Source organism: Streptomyces sp. NPDC005402, assembly GCF_040606575.1.
In the GTDB taxonomy this organism is placed as follows: Bacteria; Actinomycetota; Actinomycetes; order Streptomycetales; family Streptomycetaceae; genus Streptomyces.
The window spans coordinates 67,819-83,671 of the sequence record NZ_JBEXFB010000011.1 but is presented as its reverse complement, the minus strand read 5'-3'; the positions used below and the strand labels follow the sequence as shown (position 1 = coordinate 83,671).

General features: G+C 70.8%; 16 protein-coding genes. 10 read left to right on the top strand and 6 right to left on the bottom strand.

Annotated features, from left to right (window positions below; translation table 11 throughout):
- The first annotated feature begins 54 nt into the window (after positions 1–54).
- The 4 genes from ABZT02_RS22345 to ABZT02_RS22330 are packed head-to-tail and all read left to right on the top strand — an operon-like array spanning position 55 to position 6,457.
- Positions 55–876 carry a glycosyltransferase family 2 protein gene (locus ABZT02_RS22345; RefSeq protein ID WP_356019747.1) on the top strand — a complete coding sequence of 274 codons (822 nt, stop codon included), beginning with the start codon at positions 55–57 and terminating at the stop codon, positions 874–876.
- Positions 873–1,862 carry a glycosyltransferase family 2 protein gene (locus ABZT02_RS22340; protein ID WP_356019746.1) on the top strand — a complete coding sequence of 330 codons (990 nt, stop codon included), beginning with the start codon at positions 873–875 and terminating at the stop codon, positions 1,860–1,862. The genes ABZT02_RS22345 and ABZT02_RS22340 overlap by 4 nt, the downstream gene beginning before the upstream one ends.
- Complete coding sequence (locus ABZT02_RS22335) at positions 1,855–2,655, top strand: polysaccharide deacetylase family protein (RefSeq protein WP_356019744.1); 801 nt, start codon at positions 1,855–1,857, stop codon at positions 2,653–2,655. Before ABZT02_RS22340 ends, ABZT02_RS22335 begins: the two co-directional genes overlap by 8 nt.
- Positions 2,648–6,457: a polysaccharide biosynthesis C-terminal domain-containing protein gene (locus ABZT02_RS22330; protein ID WP_356019743.1), complete on the top strand. Its 3,810-nt coding sequence runs from the start codon at positions 2,648–2,650 to the stop codon at positions 6,455–6,457. The genes ABZT02_RS22335 and ABZT02_RS22330 overlap by 8 nt, the downstream gene beginning before the upstream one ends.
- Before the next feature lie 33 nt (positions 6,458–6,490).
- Here the strand turns inward: ABZT02_RS22330 and ABZT02_RS22325 are convergent, their stop codons facing one another.
- The gene (locus ABZT02_RS22325; RefSeq protein WP_356019742.1) at positions 6,491–7,912 is read right to left on the bottom strand and encodes a xylan 1,4-beta-xylosidase; all 1,422 of its coding nucleotides are present in this window, start codon (positions 7,910–7,912) and stop codon (positions 6,491–6,493) included.
- A gap of 167 nt (positions 7,913–8,079) precedes the next feature.
- Here ABZT02_RS22325 and ABZT02_RS22320 point away from each other — a divergent pair, with 167 nt between their 5' ends.
- Together ABZT02_RS22320 and ABZT02_RS22315 are read left to right on the top strand one after the other, a co-directional pair.
- Entirely contained in the window at positions 8,080–9,174 is a 1,095-nt protein-coding gene (locus tag ABZT02_RS22320) for a DUF5925 domain-containing protein (protein WP_356019741.1), read from the top strand.
- Positions 9,175–9,189: 15 nt separating this feature from the next.
- The gene (locus ABZT02_RS22315) at positions 9,190–9,921 is read left to right on the top strand and encodes a DUF72 domain-containing protein (protein WP_356019739.1); all 732 of its coding nucleotides are present in this window, start codon (positions 9,190–9,192) and stop codon (positions 9,919–9,921) included.
- Here the strand turns inward: ABZT02_RS22315 and ABZT02_RS22310 are convergent.
- Complete coding sequence (locus tag ABZT02_RS22310; RefSeq protein WP_356019738.1) at positions 9,906–10,277, bottom strand: GntR family transcriptional regulator; 372 nt, start codon at positions 10,275–10,277, stop codon at positions 9,906–9,908. The two genes, ABZT02_RS22315 and ABZT02_RS22310, sit on opposite strands and share 16 nt — an antisense overlap.
- A 71-nt stretch (positions 10,278–10,348) precedes the next feature.
- Between ABZT02_RS22310 and ABZT02_RS22305 the strand changes: the two genes are divergently transcribed.
- On the top strand, positions 10,349–11,278 hold the full coding sequence (locus ABZT02_RS22305) for a GNAT family N-acetyltransferase (protein ID WP_356019737.1): 930 nt from the start codon (positions 10,349–10,351) through the stop codon (positions 11,276–11,278).
- Entirely contained in the window at positions 11,259–11,798 is a 540-nt protein-coding gene (locus tag ABZT02_RS22300) for a DUF402 domain-containing protein (RefSeq protein ID WP_356019736.1), read from the top strand. Before ABZT02_RS22305 ends, ABZT02_RS22300 begins: the two co-directional genes overlap by 20 nt.
- Here ABZT02_RS22300 and ABZT02_RS22295 read toward each other — a convergent pair.
- On the bottom strand, positions 11,795–12,406 hold the full coding sequence (locus ABZT02_RS22295; protein ID WP_356019735.1) for a class I SAM-dependent methyltransferase: 612 nt from the start codon (positions 12,404–12,406) through the stop codon (positions 11,795–11,797). The two genes, ABZT02_RS22300 and ABZT02_RS22295, sit on opposite strands and share 4 nt — an antisense overlap.
- Positions 12,407–12,547: 141 nt before the next feature.
- On the opposite strand from ABZT02_RS22295, the gene ABZT02_RS22290 reads away from it, so the two are divergent.
- On the top strand, positions 12,548–12,682 hold the full coding sequence (locus ABZT02_RS22290; protein ID WP_020117828.1) for a hypothetical protein: 135 nt from the start codon (positions 12,548–12,550) through the stop codon (positions 12,680–12,682).
- Between the two features lie 21 nt (positions 12,683–12,703).
- Here the strand turns inward: ABZT02_RS22290 and ABZT02_RS22285 are convergent, their stop codons facing one another.
- Entirely contained in the window at positions 12,704–13,153 is a 450-nt protein-coding gene (locus ABZT02_RS22285) for a GNAT family N-acetyltransferase (protein WP_356019734.1), read from the bottom strand.
- 140 nt (positions 13,154–13,293) lie between these two features.
- Between ABZT02_RS22285 and ABZT02_RS22280 the strand changes: the two genes are divergently transcribed.
- Entirely contained in the window at positions 13,294–14,283 is a 990-nt protein-coding gene (locus ABZT02_RS22280; RefSeq protein WP_356019732.1) for a lytic polysaccharide monooxygenase, read from the top strand.
- Between the two features lie 56 nt (positions 14,284–14,339).
- Here the strand turns inward: ABZT02_RS22280 and ABZT02_RS22275 are convergent, their stop codons facing one another.
- Positions 14,340–15,203 carry an alpha/beta fold hydrolase gene (locus ABZT02_RS22275; protein WP_356019731.1) on the bottom strand — a complete coding sequence of 288 codons (864 nt, stop codon included), beginning with the start codon at positions 15,201–15,203 and terminating at the stop codon, positions 14,340–14,342.
- A gap of 171 nt (positions 15,204–15,374) precedes the next feature.
- The gene (locus ABZT02_RS22270) at positions 15,375–15,818 is read right to left on the bottom strand and encodes a MarR family winged helix-turn-helix transcriptional regulator (protein ID WP_356019730.1); all 444 of its coding nucleotides are present in this window, start codon (positions 15,816–15,818) and stop codon (positions 15,375–15,377) included.
- Between the last annotated feature and the right edge of the window lie 35 nt (positions 15,819–15,853).

Genomic DNA, 15,853 nt, shown 5'->3' with positions numbered 1-15,853 from the left:
CAAACCGGACCGCCCAGGGGCGGGCGGTCCACCGGACGAGAGGGAACCAGACTCATGAGTTCAGTTCTGCGCCCGGCGACTGCGGGCCAGGATGTGCCGACAGCCAGCCAGTACCGGCCGATCTCCACCCACCTGGCCATCGCGCCACCGGTGAGTGTGGTCATACCCGCCATGAACGAGGCGGAGAACCTTCCGTACGTCTTCAAGACCCTGCCCGACTGGATCCACGAAGTGGTTCTGGTGGACGGCAACTCCACGGACGACACCGTCGCGGTGGCCCGCGAGCTGTGGCCCGAGGTCAAGGTCGTGAAGCAGCACGGCAAGGGCAAGGGGGACGCCCTGATCACCGGGTTCGAGGCCTGCACCGGTGACATCGTCGTCATGATCGACGCCGACGGTTCGGCCGACGGCAACGAGATCGTCTCCTACGTCTCCGCCCTCGTCTCGGGCGCGGACTTCGCCAAGGGCTCCCGCTTCGCCAACGGCGGCGGTACCGACGACATGACCTTCGTCCGCAAGCTCGGCAACTGGGCGCTGTGCAGCATCGTCAACCGCAAGTTCGGCGCCCGCTACACGGATCTCTGCTACGGGTACAACGCCTTCTGGCGGCACTGCCTCGACAAGATCGACCTCGACTGCACGGGCTTCGAGGTGGAGACCCTGATGAACATCCGGGTCGTCAAGGCGGGGCTGAAGGTGCAGGAGATTCCGAGCTACGAGTACCTGCGCATCCACGGCGCGAGCAATCTGCGGGCCGTCCGGGACGGGTTCCGGGTGCTCAGGGTGATCCTCGGGGAGCGGTCGAACCGGCGTGCGCTGCGCCGCCGCGCCCACCACTCGCCGCTGCTCGACTCGCGCCGGGGAGAGGTGTCTTGAGCGATCCCGACATCTCCGTCGTGATCTGCGTGTACACCGAGGACCGCTGGGAGGACATCCTCGCGGCGGTCGCCTCGGTGCGGACGCAGTCGTACCCGGCCCTGGAGACGCTGCTGGTCGTCGACCACAATCCGGCGCTCCTGGACCGCCTGACCAAGGAGTACAAGGAAGTCCGGGAGGTCCGCGTGTGCGCCAACGCGGGCCCCCGCGGCCTGTCCGCGGGCCGCAACACGGGCATCGCCGCCGCGCGCGGCGAGGTGATCGCCTTCCTGGACGACGACGCCGTCGCCGAGCGGGACTGGCTGCGGCACTTCGCCTCGGGATACGCCGATCCGCGGGTGATGGCGGTCGGCGGCCGCACGGTGCCGATCTGGGCGTCGGGGCGCCGGCCCGCCTGGTTCCCGGAGGAGTTCGACTGGGTGGTCGGCTGCACCTACAAGGGCATTCCGGCCGGGCTGGTCCGGGTGCGCAACGTCCTGGGCGGCAACGCCTCCTTCCGCCGCAGCGCCTTCGACGCGGCGGGCGGCTTCGCCACCGGTATCGGACGGGACGGCGACAAGCGCCCGCTGGGCTGCGAGGAGACCGAGCTGTGCATCCGGCTGAGCCGGGCCAGACCGGACGCGGTCCTGCTGATCGACGACCGGGCGGTGATCCACCACCGGGTGCCCCAGGCGCGCGAGCACTTCGGGTACTTCCGCACCCGCGCGTACGCGGAGGGCCTGTCCAAGGCGCTGGTGGCCCGAAGTGTGGGCGCGGACAAGGGACTTGAGTCGGAGCGCCGGTACGCCACCCGAGTCCTGCCGGCCGGGGTGGTGCGCGGGCTGCGGGACGCCGCGCTGGCCCGGCCGGGCGGCGCGGGCCGGGCGGGCGCGATCGTCGCCGGGGTGCTGACGGCGGCCGGCGGCTATCTGGTGGGCACCGTCCGGGCGCGGCGGGGAGGAGCCACGTTCGGGGTCGTGGAGATCGAGGGGGAGAGAGATGGCTGAGCCGCCCGTACCGATCCTCATGTACCACTCGGTCGCCACCGACCCGAACGAGGCCACCCGCGTGCTGTCGGTGTCCCCCGAGGCCTTCGCCCAACAGATGGAACTGATCGGCGAGTTGGGGCTCACACCCGTGAGGACGGCTGATCTGGCCGCCCGTTGGCGCGACGGCCGCCCGCTGCCCGAGCGGCCCGTCCTGATCACCTTCGACGACGGCTACGAGGGCGTCCACCGGCACGCCCTGCCCGTGCTCGCCAAGCACGGCTTCACGGCCACCGTGTTCGTCTCCACGGGCTGGATCCGGGGCGCGTACGACACCGGCGGCGGCCTGGACACCATGCTGGACTGGGACCAGGTCCGCGAACTCGCCGCGGCGGACGTCGAGATCGGCGGCCACACCCACACGCACCCGCAGCTCGACCAGCTCGACGACACCGCGCTGCGCCACGAGCTGATCCACTCCAGGGAGATCGTCACCGACGAACTCGGCACCGCGCCGGCCTCGCTCGCCTACCCGTACGGCTACTCCAGCCGCCGGGTGCGCGAGGCGGTGCGCGAGTCCGGCTACGGCCAGGCGCTCGCCGTGAACAACGGCCTCGCGCGGCGCCGCCAGGGCCCGTACGCGCTGACGCGGCTGACCGTGCGCCGTTCGACCTCGGCCGAGGAGTTCGAGCGGCTCGTCCAGGGCCGGGCGATCGCCCGGGACTTCGCCAGGGACCGTGCCCTCACCAAGGGGTACGCGTTGGTCCGAAGAGCACGACAGGTCCGCCGGAAGGTCTCCCGTTCCCGTGTCTGACACGACGACCACGACCGAGCCCGAGTCGACCGCGGCTAAGGCGCCCGAGCAGTCGGGGCGCCGTCTACGACTGCCCGGACTCGGCAGGGGCGGCGGCGGCAACCAGCTGTTCCGCAACGCCTACGCGCTGATGCTCAACACCGGTATCTCCGCGGTGCTGGGTCTCGGCTTCTGGCTGGCGGCCGCCCGCTACTACTCCGAGTCGGCGGTGGGCCAGGGCTCCGCCGCGATCGCCGCGATGAAGCTCCTCGCGGGCCTGACCGCGGTGACCCTGACCGGAGCGCTGGCCCGCTTCATCCCGGTCGCGGGCCGGGCCACCGGGCGCCTCATCGCCCGTACGTACATGGGCAGTTCGGTGATCGTGGCGGTCGCCGCGGTCGTCTTCCTGCTCACCCTGGACGCGTGGGGGCCGTCGTACCGGTTCCTGCACGGGCCGGTGAACGGCCTCGGCTTCATCGCCGCGGTCGTCGCCTGGAACGTGCTCACCCTCCAGGACGGCGTGCTGACCGGGCTGCGCAGCGCGCTGTGGGTGCCGGTCGGCAACACCGTGTTCTCCGCGGTGAAGCTGGGACTGCTGGTCGCGTTCGCGGTGGCGATCCCGACGGCCGGTGTCTTCGTGTCGTGGGTCGCGGCGATCGCCGTCTCGGTGCTGCCGTTGGGCTGGATGGTGTTCCGGCGTCTGGCGCCACGCCATGTGAAGGCGACCGAGGACCGCGCGAAGCCGCCTTCCCTCAGGGAGATCGGGCGTTTCCTCGCGGGCGACTACACCGGTTCGCTGTTCTCGCTCGCCGTGGTCTATCTGGTCCCGGTGATCGTGGCCTCCCAGGTCAGCTCCCAGGACAACGCGTACTTCTACATCACCACGACGATCGGCGGCACCTGCAACCTGCTCGCCATCAACATGGGCGCCTCCCTGACCGTCGAGGGCTCGCACGACCCGGGCCGGCTGGCCGCCAACACCCGGGCCGCGCTGAAGCGGATGGCGCGGATCATGCTGCCGGTGGCCGGGATCCTGTTCTTCGGGGCGCCCTGGATCCTCGGGGTGTTCGGATCGGGCTACGCGGACGCGGCCACCCAGCTGCTGCGCTGGTTCGCCGTCGGCGCGGTGCTCCGGGTCGTCATGGAGACGTACTTCGCGGTGCTGCGCGCGCAGAGCCGCACCTCCGGACTCGCCTGGCTGCAGGGCCTGTTGTGTGCCATGGTGCTCGGCCTGACGTTGCTGCTGCTCCCCCGGATGGGGCTGACCGGAGCGGGCGTCGCCGAGATCTCCTCGCTCGCGGTGATCGTCGCGATCGCCGCGCCCAGGCTGTACCGGACGATCCGGCTGGCCCCGCCCCCCGAGGTGCCCGCGAGCGCGGCTCCCGACGGCGACCTCGCCGACCTCGGGCCGCGCGAGGTACCGGCCGCCGGCCGCACCCGCCGTCCCGGCTGGGCGATCGACCAGGACACCCTCGCGCTGGGCATCCACGTCGACTTCGACCACCAGGAACGCCGTCCCGACGTCCGTCCGGGGCCAGGCACCCCGCCCACGGGCACACCCGTGCCCGGCGTGACACGCGACCGGCCGACATGGGCGCTGCAGAAGCCGTCCGACGTGGGGCTGCCGGTGGAACAGCGGGAGCCCGGCTCCGAGTCCTCACTGGGCCCGTCCGAGACGGAGGTGGACGCGCCCTTCGAGGTGGCCTTCGACGCGGGCAAGGAGGTCGGCACACCGCAGGAGCCCGCCGTACCGGAGGAGGCCGTGCGGCCCGCTGAGCCGCCGCGTCCCCTCTCCTTGCGGGAGCGGCTGCAGCCCACCTGGCTGGGCGTGTTCCTGGGCTGCCTGCTGGCCGTCGCGCTGCTCCTGTACTGGGTACCGGCGCTGGGCCTGGGCGAGAGGGACCTGGACCGGATGGGCGGGCTCGGGCTGATCTCGATCCTGCCGCTGCCCACACTGGGCGGCGCGGCCCTGCTGGTCGTGGTCTTCGCCTCGCTGCTCTGGCTGGGCCGCGAGCACAAGGCGTTGCTGCTGGTCACCCTGGTGGCGACGGTGTTCTCGCTGCACGCGCTGCCCGCGGTGATCGAGGCCGAGCCGCGGTTCGCGACGGCCTGGCAGCACCTCGGGTTCATCGACTACATCGACCGGACCGGCTCCGCGGTGCCCGACCTGGACGCCCGCTGGAGCTGGCCGGGCTTCTTCGCGGCGGCCGCGTTCGTCGCGCAGGCCTGCGGGGTCACGGACTTCACCGAGATCATCCGCTGGTGGCCGACGGCGATCCAACTCGCCTACCTGGTACCGATGTTCCTGCTCGTACGACACCTGCGGGCGAGCTGGCGGGCCAAGTGGACCGGCATCTGGATCTTCGTGCTCAGCGGCTGGGTCGGCCAGGACTACTTCTCCCCGCAGGGCTTCACCTATCTGCTGTACCTGGTGTTCGTGGCGGTCCTGCTCGTCTGGTTCCGCGCCCCGCGCGTGATCTGGACGAAGAGGCGACCCGGCGAGGCGGAGGTCGAACCGACGAACCGCCGCCAACGGGCCGTTCTGCTCGCGGTGTTGATCGGTCTGTTCGCGGCGAGCGTGCCCGCCCACCAGCTCACCCCGTTCGTGATGCTCGGCGTGCTGGCGGTGCTCGTGGTGATCGGCCGCAGCGAACTGCGCGGTCTGCCCATCCTGTTCGCCGTCATGGTGGCCGCCTGGATCGGCTGGATGGCCGAGCCGTACTGGTCGGGCCACTTCGACGACCTGTTCGGCGGGGTCGGCGGGGTCGGCGGCAACGTCTCCTCGTCGGTCTCCGGCCGTATCGAGGGCGGCAGTTCGACCCACAAGCTGGTCCTGTACGTGCGCGTGCTGCTGGCCGGCGGGGTCATGGCGCTGGCCTGCTACGGCTGGTGGCGCCGCCGCGACCACAGGTACCGGGAGGCCGCGCTGCTCGTCCTCACCTTCGTGCCGTTCCTCGGCTTCGGCATGCAGTCGTACGGCGGCGAAATGGCCCTGCGGGTCTTCATGTTCGCCCTGCCCGGTGCCGGCCTGCTCGCGGCGCTGGCGCTCTTCCCGCGCACGGGAGTCACCGCGAAGGAGCGGGAGAGGGACCGGGTCAGTCTCGCCCCGGTGGCCGCGCTGATGGCGGGTCTGCTGCTCGTCGGCGGCTTCCTGGTCGCCCGTTGGGGCAACGAGCCGTTCGAGCGGATCCAGCCCGGCGAGATCGCCGCCATGGACTACGTCTACGCCCACGACGATCCGACGGTCCGGGTGCTGTGGCTGTCCAACGACACCCTCGACAATGTGACGCCGGCGATGCCGTGGGGCGCGAAGGACATGGAGAAGGTGTCCTACGTGCCGACGCTGGCGCCGACCGACCCGGTGCTGGTGTCCGGGCTGGTCAAGGCCTTGAAGGACGCGGGCCCGAACTCGTATCTGATGGTCAACATCAGCCAGGTCACGTATCTGCGCCTCGACGTGGGCTATTCGAGGACCTGGGAGCCGCGGCTGCTCGACAACCTCGACAGCCGCAAGGAGCTCAAGCGGGTCCTCACCAACGACGACGTGACCATGTACGCCCTGCGGGAGCAGCCCACTGGCAAGGTCCCGAAGGCCGATCCCGGGCCGATCGGGCCGCAGGTGACCTGGACACCCTGGTCGGTGGTGGGGGCGCTGGCCGCGCTGGCGTTGATCCTGCTGCTCTCGGCCCGTGAGGTGGTGCGGGTCGCGGTGCGGCCGGGCGTGCGGCAGCTGCGGTGGCTGCAGAGCAGTTTCTGGTTCGCGCTGCCGCTGCTCGCGGTGTTCCTGGCGGCGCTGGTGCAGCGGTTCCTGACGATGAAGTGACGCCCTTCGGACGTCGTTCGGAGGTCAAGTGGCTCAGCGGCTGAGCCACTTGACCTCGTACGCCTGCATGTCGAACCGCTTCCCGTCGATCTGTGCGCTGATCTTCCGGTTGAGGGTGTTGACCACCAGGACCGTCCTGTCGGTGGCGAGGACCCGGACGTTGGGCATGTCGTCGGCGGCGACGGGGACGGTCTTGTACGTGGTCCCCGGCGGGAATGCCTTGCCGAAGCGGCTGACGAGGTCGAACATGGGCAGCTTCCGCCCGCCGCCGCTGCCGCTGGTCGGCGTCCACAGACAGCCCGCGCAGGCCGTGCCCTTCTCGTTCTCCGGGTTCCAGTAGAGGGCGGACGTGGTGCCGCCCCTGGCCAGCGCGATCATTCCGGCGGCCTGCACCGCGACCCGGCGGTTCTCGGACCAGCCCTCGCGTTCGTCCCGGCTGTCGGCGGGCTCGACGTAGTACTCGGCCCACCACAGCGGCAGGTTCCCGGTCCGCTGCCGCACCCAGCGGCTCACCACGGTGAACTTGTCGGTGGCCGCGAACTCGTTCGGCAGCAGCTCGTCGTCGTTGGTGTAACTGGAGCCGTCCACGACCACGAAGTCGGCGCCGGCCTTGTTCCTGTTCCAGTAGTCGAAGGCGTCGAGGATCCGCTGGTCCATCGCGCCCCAGGCCCCCTTGAAGGTCGCGGAGGCGTCCTCGGAGCGCGGGTCGACGCTGTCCATCACGAGATACGGCCCGCCCACCATGATCTTGGGGTCGACCTTCTTGAGCGCCTTGTAGACCAAGTTGTAGAGCTGGGTGTAACCCTCATAGTCCCAACGGGACTTCGCGTCGTTCCAGAAGCCCTTGAACTCGTTCCAGACGATGAAGTGGCGTACGTCCGGGTACCGCTTGGCGACGGTCGCGGCGAGCGCCGCGTAGTCCTTGAAGTGCGCGGGATCCGGGGCGGTCTCCAGCGCGGCCTTGCTCCAGTCGGTCTTGCCGACGCCCGCCTCGCCGCCCTTCATCCAGTCCGGCGCGCAGCACAGGGTGATGGTCGGTGTGGAGTGGGAGGCGCGGATGAAGTCGATGCGCCGGTCCAGGTCCTCGAAGTCGTAACGCCCCTTGACCGGCTCGGGGTTGTCGGCGCCCCAGCCCATGATGTGCTGGTTCTGCGGAAGTCCGCCCGCGTCCCCGATCCGCTGTCCCACCCGCTCGGTGGCTTGGGAGCTGCCCTCGTCGGCGCTGAACTGGGTGTGGGTGAAGCCCCAGCCGACCTCCGGGGTGTCCGCGTCCGGTGTGCTCGTCGGGGTGCCGTGGACCTTGTCGCCGTTGCGCGAGGTGCCGTCGGTGCCCGCGCCGCCGCCCGGAAGCGTGTTGAGGAGGGTCACGACCAGTGCCAGAGCCGCCGCGCCCACACCGAGCAGAGCGGTGAGCCGCCACCGCCGTGCCCCCGAATTCCACTCATGACGTCCCATTGAGGGCAACGGTATCCGCGAACGCGCCTGTGGGGGCAGATGCCGGAGATGCACAGCTCTGTAACAGGACGTAGGGGACAGAGCGGAAGCCCGGAACCGGCGCGACACGACCGGCGCGGCACAGAAACCGGGTGCGTGCGGGGGTCCTGTGCCGGATCATGGGCGGCATGTCTGCGAACCCACACGACGCGCTGCCGATCCGGCTCAACGTCGACGACAGCGACTCGCCGTCCGACGTCGTCGACGCGCTGTTCCTCGGCCGCTTCGCGACGGGCGAGCAGCCGTACTCCCACGCGGCCAACATCGACCGGGTCCGCACCGGGGCCACGCTCCTGCCGCCGGGCGCGCGGGTGCTGCGCGTCGCCCGCGACGACGACCGCAGCGCGACGCTCGCCGAGGGCGACGGCTGGACCCTGCTGATCTCCCGCTGGAACCGCGGCGCCGACGTCACCGTCACGGCCACCGAACCCGAGCTGGCCAAGAAGGTCCTCGACCAGGCCACCGACGGCGCGGCGGACGAGCCCGAACCCCAGCCGGAGAACGTGACGATGGGCTTCTGGTACGTCTCCCCCCGGCGTGGCCCGCACCGCACGACCCGGCAGATCTCCGCGGGTACCTGGGACGAGGTCCGTCAGAACTACACGGCGCCGGTCGCGGACGCGATGGACGGCCTGATGAAGACGACCCCGGAGGACATCGCGGGCCGCCTGCTCCTGCTGCACGGCCCGCCGGGCACCGGCAAGACCTCCGCCCTGCGCACGCTGGCCCGCTCCTGGCGGGACTGGTGCCAGGTGGACTGCGTCCTGGACCCGGAGCGGCTGTTCAGCGACGTCGGCTACCTGATGGACATCGCGATCGGCGAGGACGACTCGACGGGCAAGGGCCGCTGGCGGCTGCTGCTCCTGGAGGACTGCGACGAGCTGATCCGCGGCGAGGCCAAGCACACGGCGGGCCAGGCCCTTTCGCGGCTGCTGAACCTGACCGACGGTCTGCTGGGCCAGGGCCGCAACGTCCTGGTCGGCGTCACGACCAACGAGGACCTGGAGCGCCTGCACCCCGCCGTCGTCCGCCCCGGCCGCTGTCTGGCCCGCATCGAGGTGGGCCCGCTGACCCGCCGGGAGGCGGTGGGCTGGCTCGGCGCCGAGGAGGGCGTGGGCCGCGAGGGGGCGACTCTGGCGGAGCTGTACGCGCTGCGCCGGGGGACGTCACCGACGGCGGTGCCGGAGCCGCGGCCCGGGGCGGACGCGGGGCTGTACCTGTAGTGCTTTGATGGGTGTATGACCTTGTTCGTCGGCACGTCGGGGTGGCAGTACAAGGACTGGCGAGGCGTCCTCTACCCCGACGGCGTCCCCGTGCGGCTCTGGCTGGAGGAGTACGCGGCGCACTTCCCGACGGTCGAGATCAACAACGCGTTCTACCGGCTGCCGACCCGGGAGACCTTCGAGGCGTGGCGCGAACGGGTGCCGGGAGACTTCGTGGTGGCGGTGAAGGCGAGCCGGTACCTGACCCACATCAAGCGGCTGAAGGACCCGCAGGAGCCGGTGCACCGCCTGATGAGTCATGCGGAGGGCCTGGGCCCGCGGTTGGGCCCGGTGCTCCTCCAGCTCCCCCCGACCCTGCGCGCCGACACGGACCTGCTGGACGCCTGCCTGGCCTGTTTCCCCTCGTCGGCCCGGGTCGCGGTGGAACCACGCCACGCATCCTGGTGGACGCCTGAGACCCGCGAGGTCCTGGAGTCCCGCGGTGCGGCCCTGTGCTGGGCCGACGTCCGCGCCCGCCCGGTGGCCCCGCTCTGGCGCACCACCGACTGGGGGTACGTCCGCTTCCACGAGGGCCGGGCACAGCAGTGGCCGCACTACGGCAGACGGTCCCTGGAGACCTGGGCCGAGCGGATCCGGGAGACCTGGTCAGGGAACGAGGACGTGTACGTGTACTTCAACAACGACCCGAACGGTGCCGCCGTGCGGAACGCGAAGACCTTCGCCTCTCTTTCTCAGCCCTCCCCGTAAGCCGCCCGCAGCGCATCCCGTACGGCCGCCAGGGCGTCGTCCTCCGTGAGCCCCAGCCGCCGGGCCCGCTCGACGTACGCCTGCGCGGCCGACGCCAGCTCCCGTTCCGCGGCCGACCCGGCGGCAGCCACGAGCGTGCCGTTGCGCCCCCGCGTCTCGATCACCCCGTCGCTCTCCAGCGCCCGATACGCCTTGGCGACGGTGTTCGCGGCGAGCCCGAGCGACTCGGCGAGCCCGCGCACGGTCGGCAGCCGGTATCCCACCGGCAGCACCCCCGCCCGCGCCTGCTCGGAGATCTGCGCCCGCACCTGCTCGTACGGCGGTGCGCTGTCGTCGATGTGGATCTTCAAGGTCACGAGCTGATTGTCCCGCACCTGCCGGAAAATGAGAGGCACCCGGGCAGGCCTCCCCCGTAACGTGCGCCTTCATGACCGTGATCGTGCGCGACCTGCGCCCACAGGACCCCGCCGACGTCGAGAGCTTCGCCCACGCCCGCCATCTGGCCCTTCCGTTCGTGCTGTGGACCCCGGCCGGTGTGCTGCACCGCCTCGTCCACACCCACCCGGACGCGCGCTACCGTTCGCTCGTGGCCGAGGAGGACGGCGAGGTGATCGGCACGGCCCAGCTCGGCCTCGCTCACGACAGCCCGGAGCCGGGTCAGGGCTATCTCAACATCTATGTACGGCCGGACCGCACCCGGCGCGACGTCGGCGCCCTGCTCGTGCGCACCGCCGAGGAGCATCTGGCGGCGCACGGGGCGACCAAGCTGTTCGCCTGGGTCCTGGACGAGCCGCAGAACCGCGTGTTCGCCGAGCGGCACGGCTACCGGGCCAGCCGCGCCGCGCACTTCCTGCGCCTGGACCTGACGAACGGCACGCTGCCGCCGCTCCAGCCCCTTCCCCCGGGCGTCGAACTGCTCACCGCCGCCGACTACGCGGACGACCCGCGCCCGTTCTTCGAACTGGACGCCGAGACCGCGGGGGACGAACCGAGCGACGTGGGCACCGAGTTCACGGACTACGAGGCGTGGATCGAGGAGAACTGGAAGCACCCTCTCCTCGACCATGCCCTGACCACGATCGCGCTCGTCGACGGCCACCCGGCCGCCTTCAGCGTGGCCCATACCGACGGGGCCGGCCGCTACACCACCGCCATGACCGGCACCGCCCGCGCCTTCCGCGGCCGCGGCCTCGCCAAGCTCACCAAGAACGCCTCCCTGCACCGCGCCCGCGCCGCCGGCTGCACGGAGGCCCTCACGGGCAACGATGCCGCCAACGAGCCCATGCTCGCAATCAACAGGTGGTTCGGATACGAGATCCGCGCCACGGAGGTACGCCATGTGCGCGAACTCGTCTGACCCCCTGCGACGTGTGGACGTCGTCCTGCTCAAGGCGGGCCGCACGAAGATCCGTTACGAGGCCGAGCTGCTCACCGACGACGGCACCCGCGTCACGGTCCGCGCTCCCTGGGCGGGAGAGGGCGTCCGCGACTTCGGCTTCGTCCGCTTCGAGCCTGGCGATGTCTTCACCGAGCACTACTGGCGGGACCGCTGGTACGCCGTCAAGGAGGTCCGCTCCTCGGACGGCACCCTGAAGGGCTGGTACTGCGACATCACCCGCCCGGCGACAGTGGACGGCACCGAGCTGGTCGTAGAGGACCTCGACCTGGACCTGTGGGTCTCGGCGGACGGCACGGAAGTACTGCGCCTGGACGAGGACGAGTTCGAGGAGAGCGGCCTGGCGGACAGGGACCCGGAGGCGGCGTCGGCGGCAACGGCCGCTCTGGATGAGCTGGAGGCGCTGGCCCACCTCTCCAGGGGCGCGACCAGCCACAACGCACCCTCAGCCGACACACCGCACTGGCTCCCCAGCTCTTAGTCGCCCCGCACCACCACCGCATACCGCTCGTCGTCCACGTCCTTCCCCCACAACAACGACTCCGCCGAGAGCCGCTGCACCCGCACACGGCCCCCGAGCGGCTCCACCAACCCAGCCACCACCTCGGCCGGTATCCCGACCGCCCCCCACACCCCCTCCACCAGCACCAGCCGCCCACCCGGCCGCAACAACCCCCACCACCGCCGCAGCACCCGCCCGGGATCCGGCAGCGCCCACAGCACATGCCGACCGAGCACCACATCGAACCGCTGCTCCCCCACCGGGGGCATTCCGGCGTCACCGACGAGAAACACCGCGTCACGCCCGGCGAGCTTCGCGCGGGCCAGCTCCACCATGGCCGGGGACAGATCCACCCCGGTCACCCGGTGTCCCTGCTCGGCCGCGAGGAGCGACAGGCTCCCGGTGCCGCAGCCGAGATCGAGGACGTCGGACGCCCTCCCCGGCAGCCACCCCCGCAGCCGCTCGGCCCAGGCCCCCCGCACCTCGGGATCCCGCAACCCGTGATCCGGCTCCTCGTCGAAGGACACCGCCTCGGCGTCCCAGTCCACGTCAGCCGCCCCGCCCCTGCCCTCGCCGTTCTCCGCCATGCCCCCAAGAGTGACACCCGCCACTGACAGTCGAATCGTGACAGCCGCCACTGACAGACCGCTGAGCGATGAGGAACTCTCCCCCAAAGGGTCTACCTCCGTGAGAACGCGGGAACTCGGTGGACCTTGAAGGAGGCAGCCATGCGCCGTACCACCGTGCAGAAGCCCCTGAAGAGGACGGATGCCCGGCGACTCCCGGAGGAGGCCGACGAGCGCCCCGCGGGACGACCCGAGGTCCGCAAGGACATCGCGCGTACCTGGTGGCCCGACGGCTGACGGCGGCAGGCATGCTCCGTGTCAGACCAGTCGCTTGCGGTAGTGGACGCGGTCATAGGGCCCGTCCACTCGCCGTTCCACGACCTCATAACCGAACTTCGGATAGATCTCCTGGTTCTCCCACATCAGCGCGTTCGTGAAGAGCCTGACCTCGGGCAGCCCCAGCGCACGCGCGTGTGCCTCGACGAACCGCAGCAGCCGTCCGCCCACGCCCTGTCGCTGGGCGTCGGGGCGGACGGCGATGTTGTCGAGGTACAGATGGTCCGGGTACTCCTCGACCACCACGAGCCCGATCACGGGGTCGCCCGTGACGAACACCTGCCCCGCGGCGACGTTCGCCGCGTGGTCCCGTTCCATGGGCTGCGGCACCCGCCCGATGCGCTCGATGTAGTGCTCGTACGCCGCGTCGGTCACGGCCTTGACGGTCGGTACGTCGGCCGCGTCGGCGCGTCGGATCTCCTCGTTCGTCATGCCCGCACGCTACCTACCTGATCTCCGCCTCAGCACTCCCTTAAGAGGGCCATAAAGATCGCCACCGAACGTCACAGGCTGGGGATTTCGCGGTTTCTTTGATCCGGCACCCCTCAGTACCGGTTCCGAGGAGATCCTTCATGCCCGCACGCCACAAGGCCGCAGCCGCCGTTGCCGTTGCCGTTGCCGTCGGCCTGGCCCCGCTCGCCCTGACCGTGCCGGCGGCCGCGCACGGCTCGATGGGCGACCCGGTCAGCCGGGTCTCGCAGTGCTACGCGGAGGGTCCCGAGAGCCCGAGGTCGGACGCGTGCGGGGCGGCGGTCGCGGCCGGCGGCACCCAGGCGCTCTACGACTGGAACGGCATCCGCATCGGCGACGCGAACGGGCGCCACCAGGAGCTGATCCCGGACGGCAGGCTGTGCAGCGCGAACAACGACGAGTTCAAGGGGCTCGACCTGGCCCGCGCCGACTGGCCGGCGACGAGCGTGCGCAGCGGGTCGTACACCTTCAGGTACCGCGTGACCGCCCCGCACAAGGGCACCTTCACGGTGTACCTCACCAAGCCGGGCTACGACCCGACACAGCCACTGGCCTGGAACGACCTGGATCTGTCGAACCCGGTCGCCACGGCCACCGACCCGGTCGCCACGGGCGGCTTCTACACGTTCTCCGGCACGCTCCCCGAGCGCTCCGGCAGACAGCTCCTGTACGCCGTCTGGCAGCGCTCGGACAGTCCCGAGGCGTTCTACTCCTGCTCGGACGTGATGTTCGAGGGCGGGGGCGACTCCGCTGGGGCGGCGAGCGGTTCGACGCCTGCCCCGAGCGCCTCCGCACCCTCCGAGGAGCAGATCGAGGACGGCTCCCGCAAGTCGACGATCGAGCACCACGGGCATGGTGACGACGACGCCGGTACGTCGGCGCGACCGGTGGCGGCCACCGGGACGGCGAGCCCTGCGGCCAACGACGTGCAGGTGGCGGGCGCTTCGCAGAACCTCGCCGAGACGGGCGGCGACAGCAGCACGTCGTATCTCGCGATGGGCGGCGCCGCCACGCTCGCGGTCGGCGCCGCGGTCCTGTTCGGTTCGGTGCGTCGGCGCGCGGCGAACAGCGGTGGACGGCACGGCCGTTGACCGATTGAACTCCGGGGCCTGACCGGCGGCTCAGGCCGGACAGGCCCCGGCCGCTCTCAACTCAGGGCCGCCGCGCAGGTGGTGGCGGCGGCGTGGGCGGGGTCGAGTGCGTTGGCCACCTCGTGGAAGGCGATCCGGTCGAACAGGCCGATGGCCACGTGCTCGGAGAGGTCGAGCGGGCACAGGTCCTGCAACAGGACGTTGTGGACGCCGGCCCCGCTGAGGAACTGGCTCCGGTACGGCGTGACGACCTCGTCGTACTTGGTGGCGAGGACCGTGTACTTGACACCGGGGACGGTGTCGCCGCCCTCGTTGAGCTTGGTGAGGAAGGGGGAGCCGACGACCTGGTCGGCGAGGGCCGGGGTGTGGGTGGTGAGCAGGTCCTGGATGCCCGGGAAGTACGGCAGCAGGTTGGTGATGCCGGACAGGGTGGTGCCGTGGTTGTCGGGGGCGATGCCGACGAGGGCGTTCACCTTGGCGGCTCCGCCGAGGAACTTGAGGTAGTAGCGGGGCATCAGGCCGCCCTGCGAGTGACCGACGAGGTCGGTCTCGGGGGCGCCGGTGGCGGCGAGCACCGTGTCGACGAAGGTCTTCAGCTGCTCCGCCGACTTGTCGATGGGGCCGAGGCCGAAGAAGAGGGGCACGCCGGACAACTGACCGTAGTCGAAGGAGAAGACGCAGTAGTCGCGGTTCTCCAGGTAGGGGGCGAGGGACAGCCAGTTGTCGACGGAGTTCGCGAAGGTGCCGTGGACGAGGACGACGGGGCGGGGGTGCGCGGCGGAGGGCTTGCAGGACCAGTCGTTCCAGCCATGGCTGGGGGCACCGGCCGCCTGGGCGGCACCGGCGGCAGGGACGACGGCGACCGCGGCGGTCAGGAGCAGGGCGGCGAGGGGTCTGAGGGCTCGTTTCCAGGGCAGCATCGGGTGATCTCCTTGCGGCTCAAGGGAGTTTCGATGGCCGTACGCCCTGTGACCCGGATCACGAGGATGCTGTTCAATTCGAAAGTTACGGACGAGTAGTGCACTTGTGAAGTTACGCGTCAGTAAAAACTTCCAGTGGTAATCACGCCGAATGCGTCCACCGATGAACCGTCACCAGACGGGCCTGATGGGACCATAGGGAGCAATGCGCCCCAATCGCTCACGCAACGCGCGCACTTCACTCTCGCCGAGTACATCGACCCATGGCCGCACGGCCTCCGCGGCGGCCTCCTCCGCCGCACGGGTGCAGGCCCACCCCCGCTCGGTCAGCACGATGAGCCGGGCCCGCGCGTCCTCGGGATGCGGCCGCCGCTCGGCGTACCCCTTGCGCACGATCTCGTCGACCAGCTGACTCGCCGCCTGCTTGGTCACTCCGAGGTGGCCGGCGAGCTGCGTGACCGTGGCCCCGTCCGGCGCGAGCCGGGTGAACGCGAAGCCCCAGGCGGGCCGCGCCTCGAAGCCCCGGGCGACCACCCCGTCGTTGATGCGCTGGGTCAGATCACCGGCGGCGGCGAGCAGGGCGGCGGTCAGGGCGAGGGCTTCGGAGTTCTGCACTCAGGCATTGAAACACCCTTGACGGATTGGTCAAG

What these genes read in the sequence shown, in the direction of transcription:
- ABZT02_RS22345 (WP_356019747.1), top strand. Translation starts at nt 55, where the DNA reads ATGAGTTCAGTTCTGCGCCCGGCGACTGCGGGCCAGGATGTGCCGACA.
- ABZT02_RS22335 (WP_356019744.1), top strand. Translation starts at nt 1,855, where the DNA reads ATGGCTGAGCCGCCCGTACCGATCCTCATGTACCACTCGGTCGCCACC.
- ABZT02_RS22325 (WP_356019742.1), bottom strand. Translation starts at nt 7,912, where the DNA reads ATGGGACGTCATGAGTGGAATTCGGGGGCACGGCGGTGGCGGCTCACC.
- ABZT02_RS22320 (WP_356019741.1), top strand. Translation starts at nt 8,080, where the DNA reads ATGTCTGCGAACCCACACGACGCGCTGCCGATCCGGCTCAACGTCGAC.
- ABZT02_RS22315 (WP_356019739.1), top strand. Translation starts at nt 9,190, where the DNA reads ATGACCTTGTTCGTCGGCACGTCGGGGTGGCAGTACAAGGACTGGCGA.
- ABZT02_RS22305 (WP_356019737.1), top strand. Translation starts at nt 10,349, where the DNA reads ATGACCGTGATCGTGCGCGACCTGCGCCCACAGGACCCCGCCGACGTC.
- ABZT02_RS22300 (WP_356019736.1), top strand. Translation starts at nt 11,259, where the DNA reads ATGTGCGCGAACTCGTCTGACCCCCTGCGACGTGTGGACGTCGTCCTG.
- ABZT02_RS22295 (WP_356019735.1), bottom strand. Translation starts at nt 12,406, where the DNA reads ATGGCGGAGAACGGCGAGGGCAGGGGCGGGGCGGCTGACGTGGACTGG.
- ABZT02_RS22290 (WP_020117828.1), top strand. Translation starts at nt 12,548, where the DNA reads ATGCGCCGTACCACCGTGCAGAAGCCCCTGAAGAGGACGGATGCCCGG.
- ABZT02_RS22285 (WP_356019734.1), bottom strand. Translation starts at nt 13,153, where the DNA reads ATGACGAACGAGGAGATCCGACGCGCCGACGCGGCCGACGTACCGACC.
- ABZT02_RS22280 (WP_356019732.1), top strand. Translation starts at nt 13,294, where the DNA reads ATGCCCGCACGCCACAAGGCCGCAGCCGCCGTTGCCGTTGCCGTTGCC.
- ABZT02_RS22275 (WP_356019731.1), bottom strand. Translation starts at nt 15,203, where the DNA reads ATGCTGCCCTGGAAACGAGCCCTCAGACCCCTCGCCGCCCTGCTCCTG.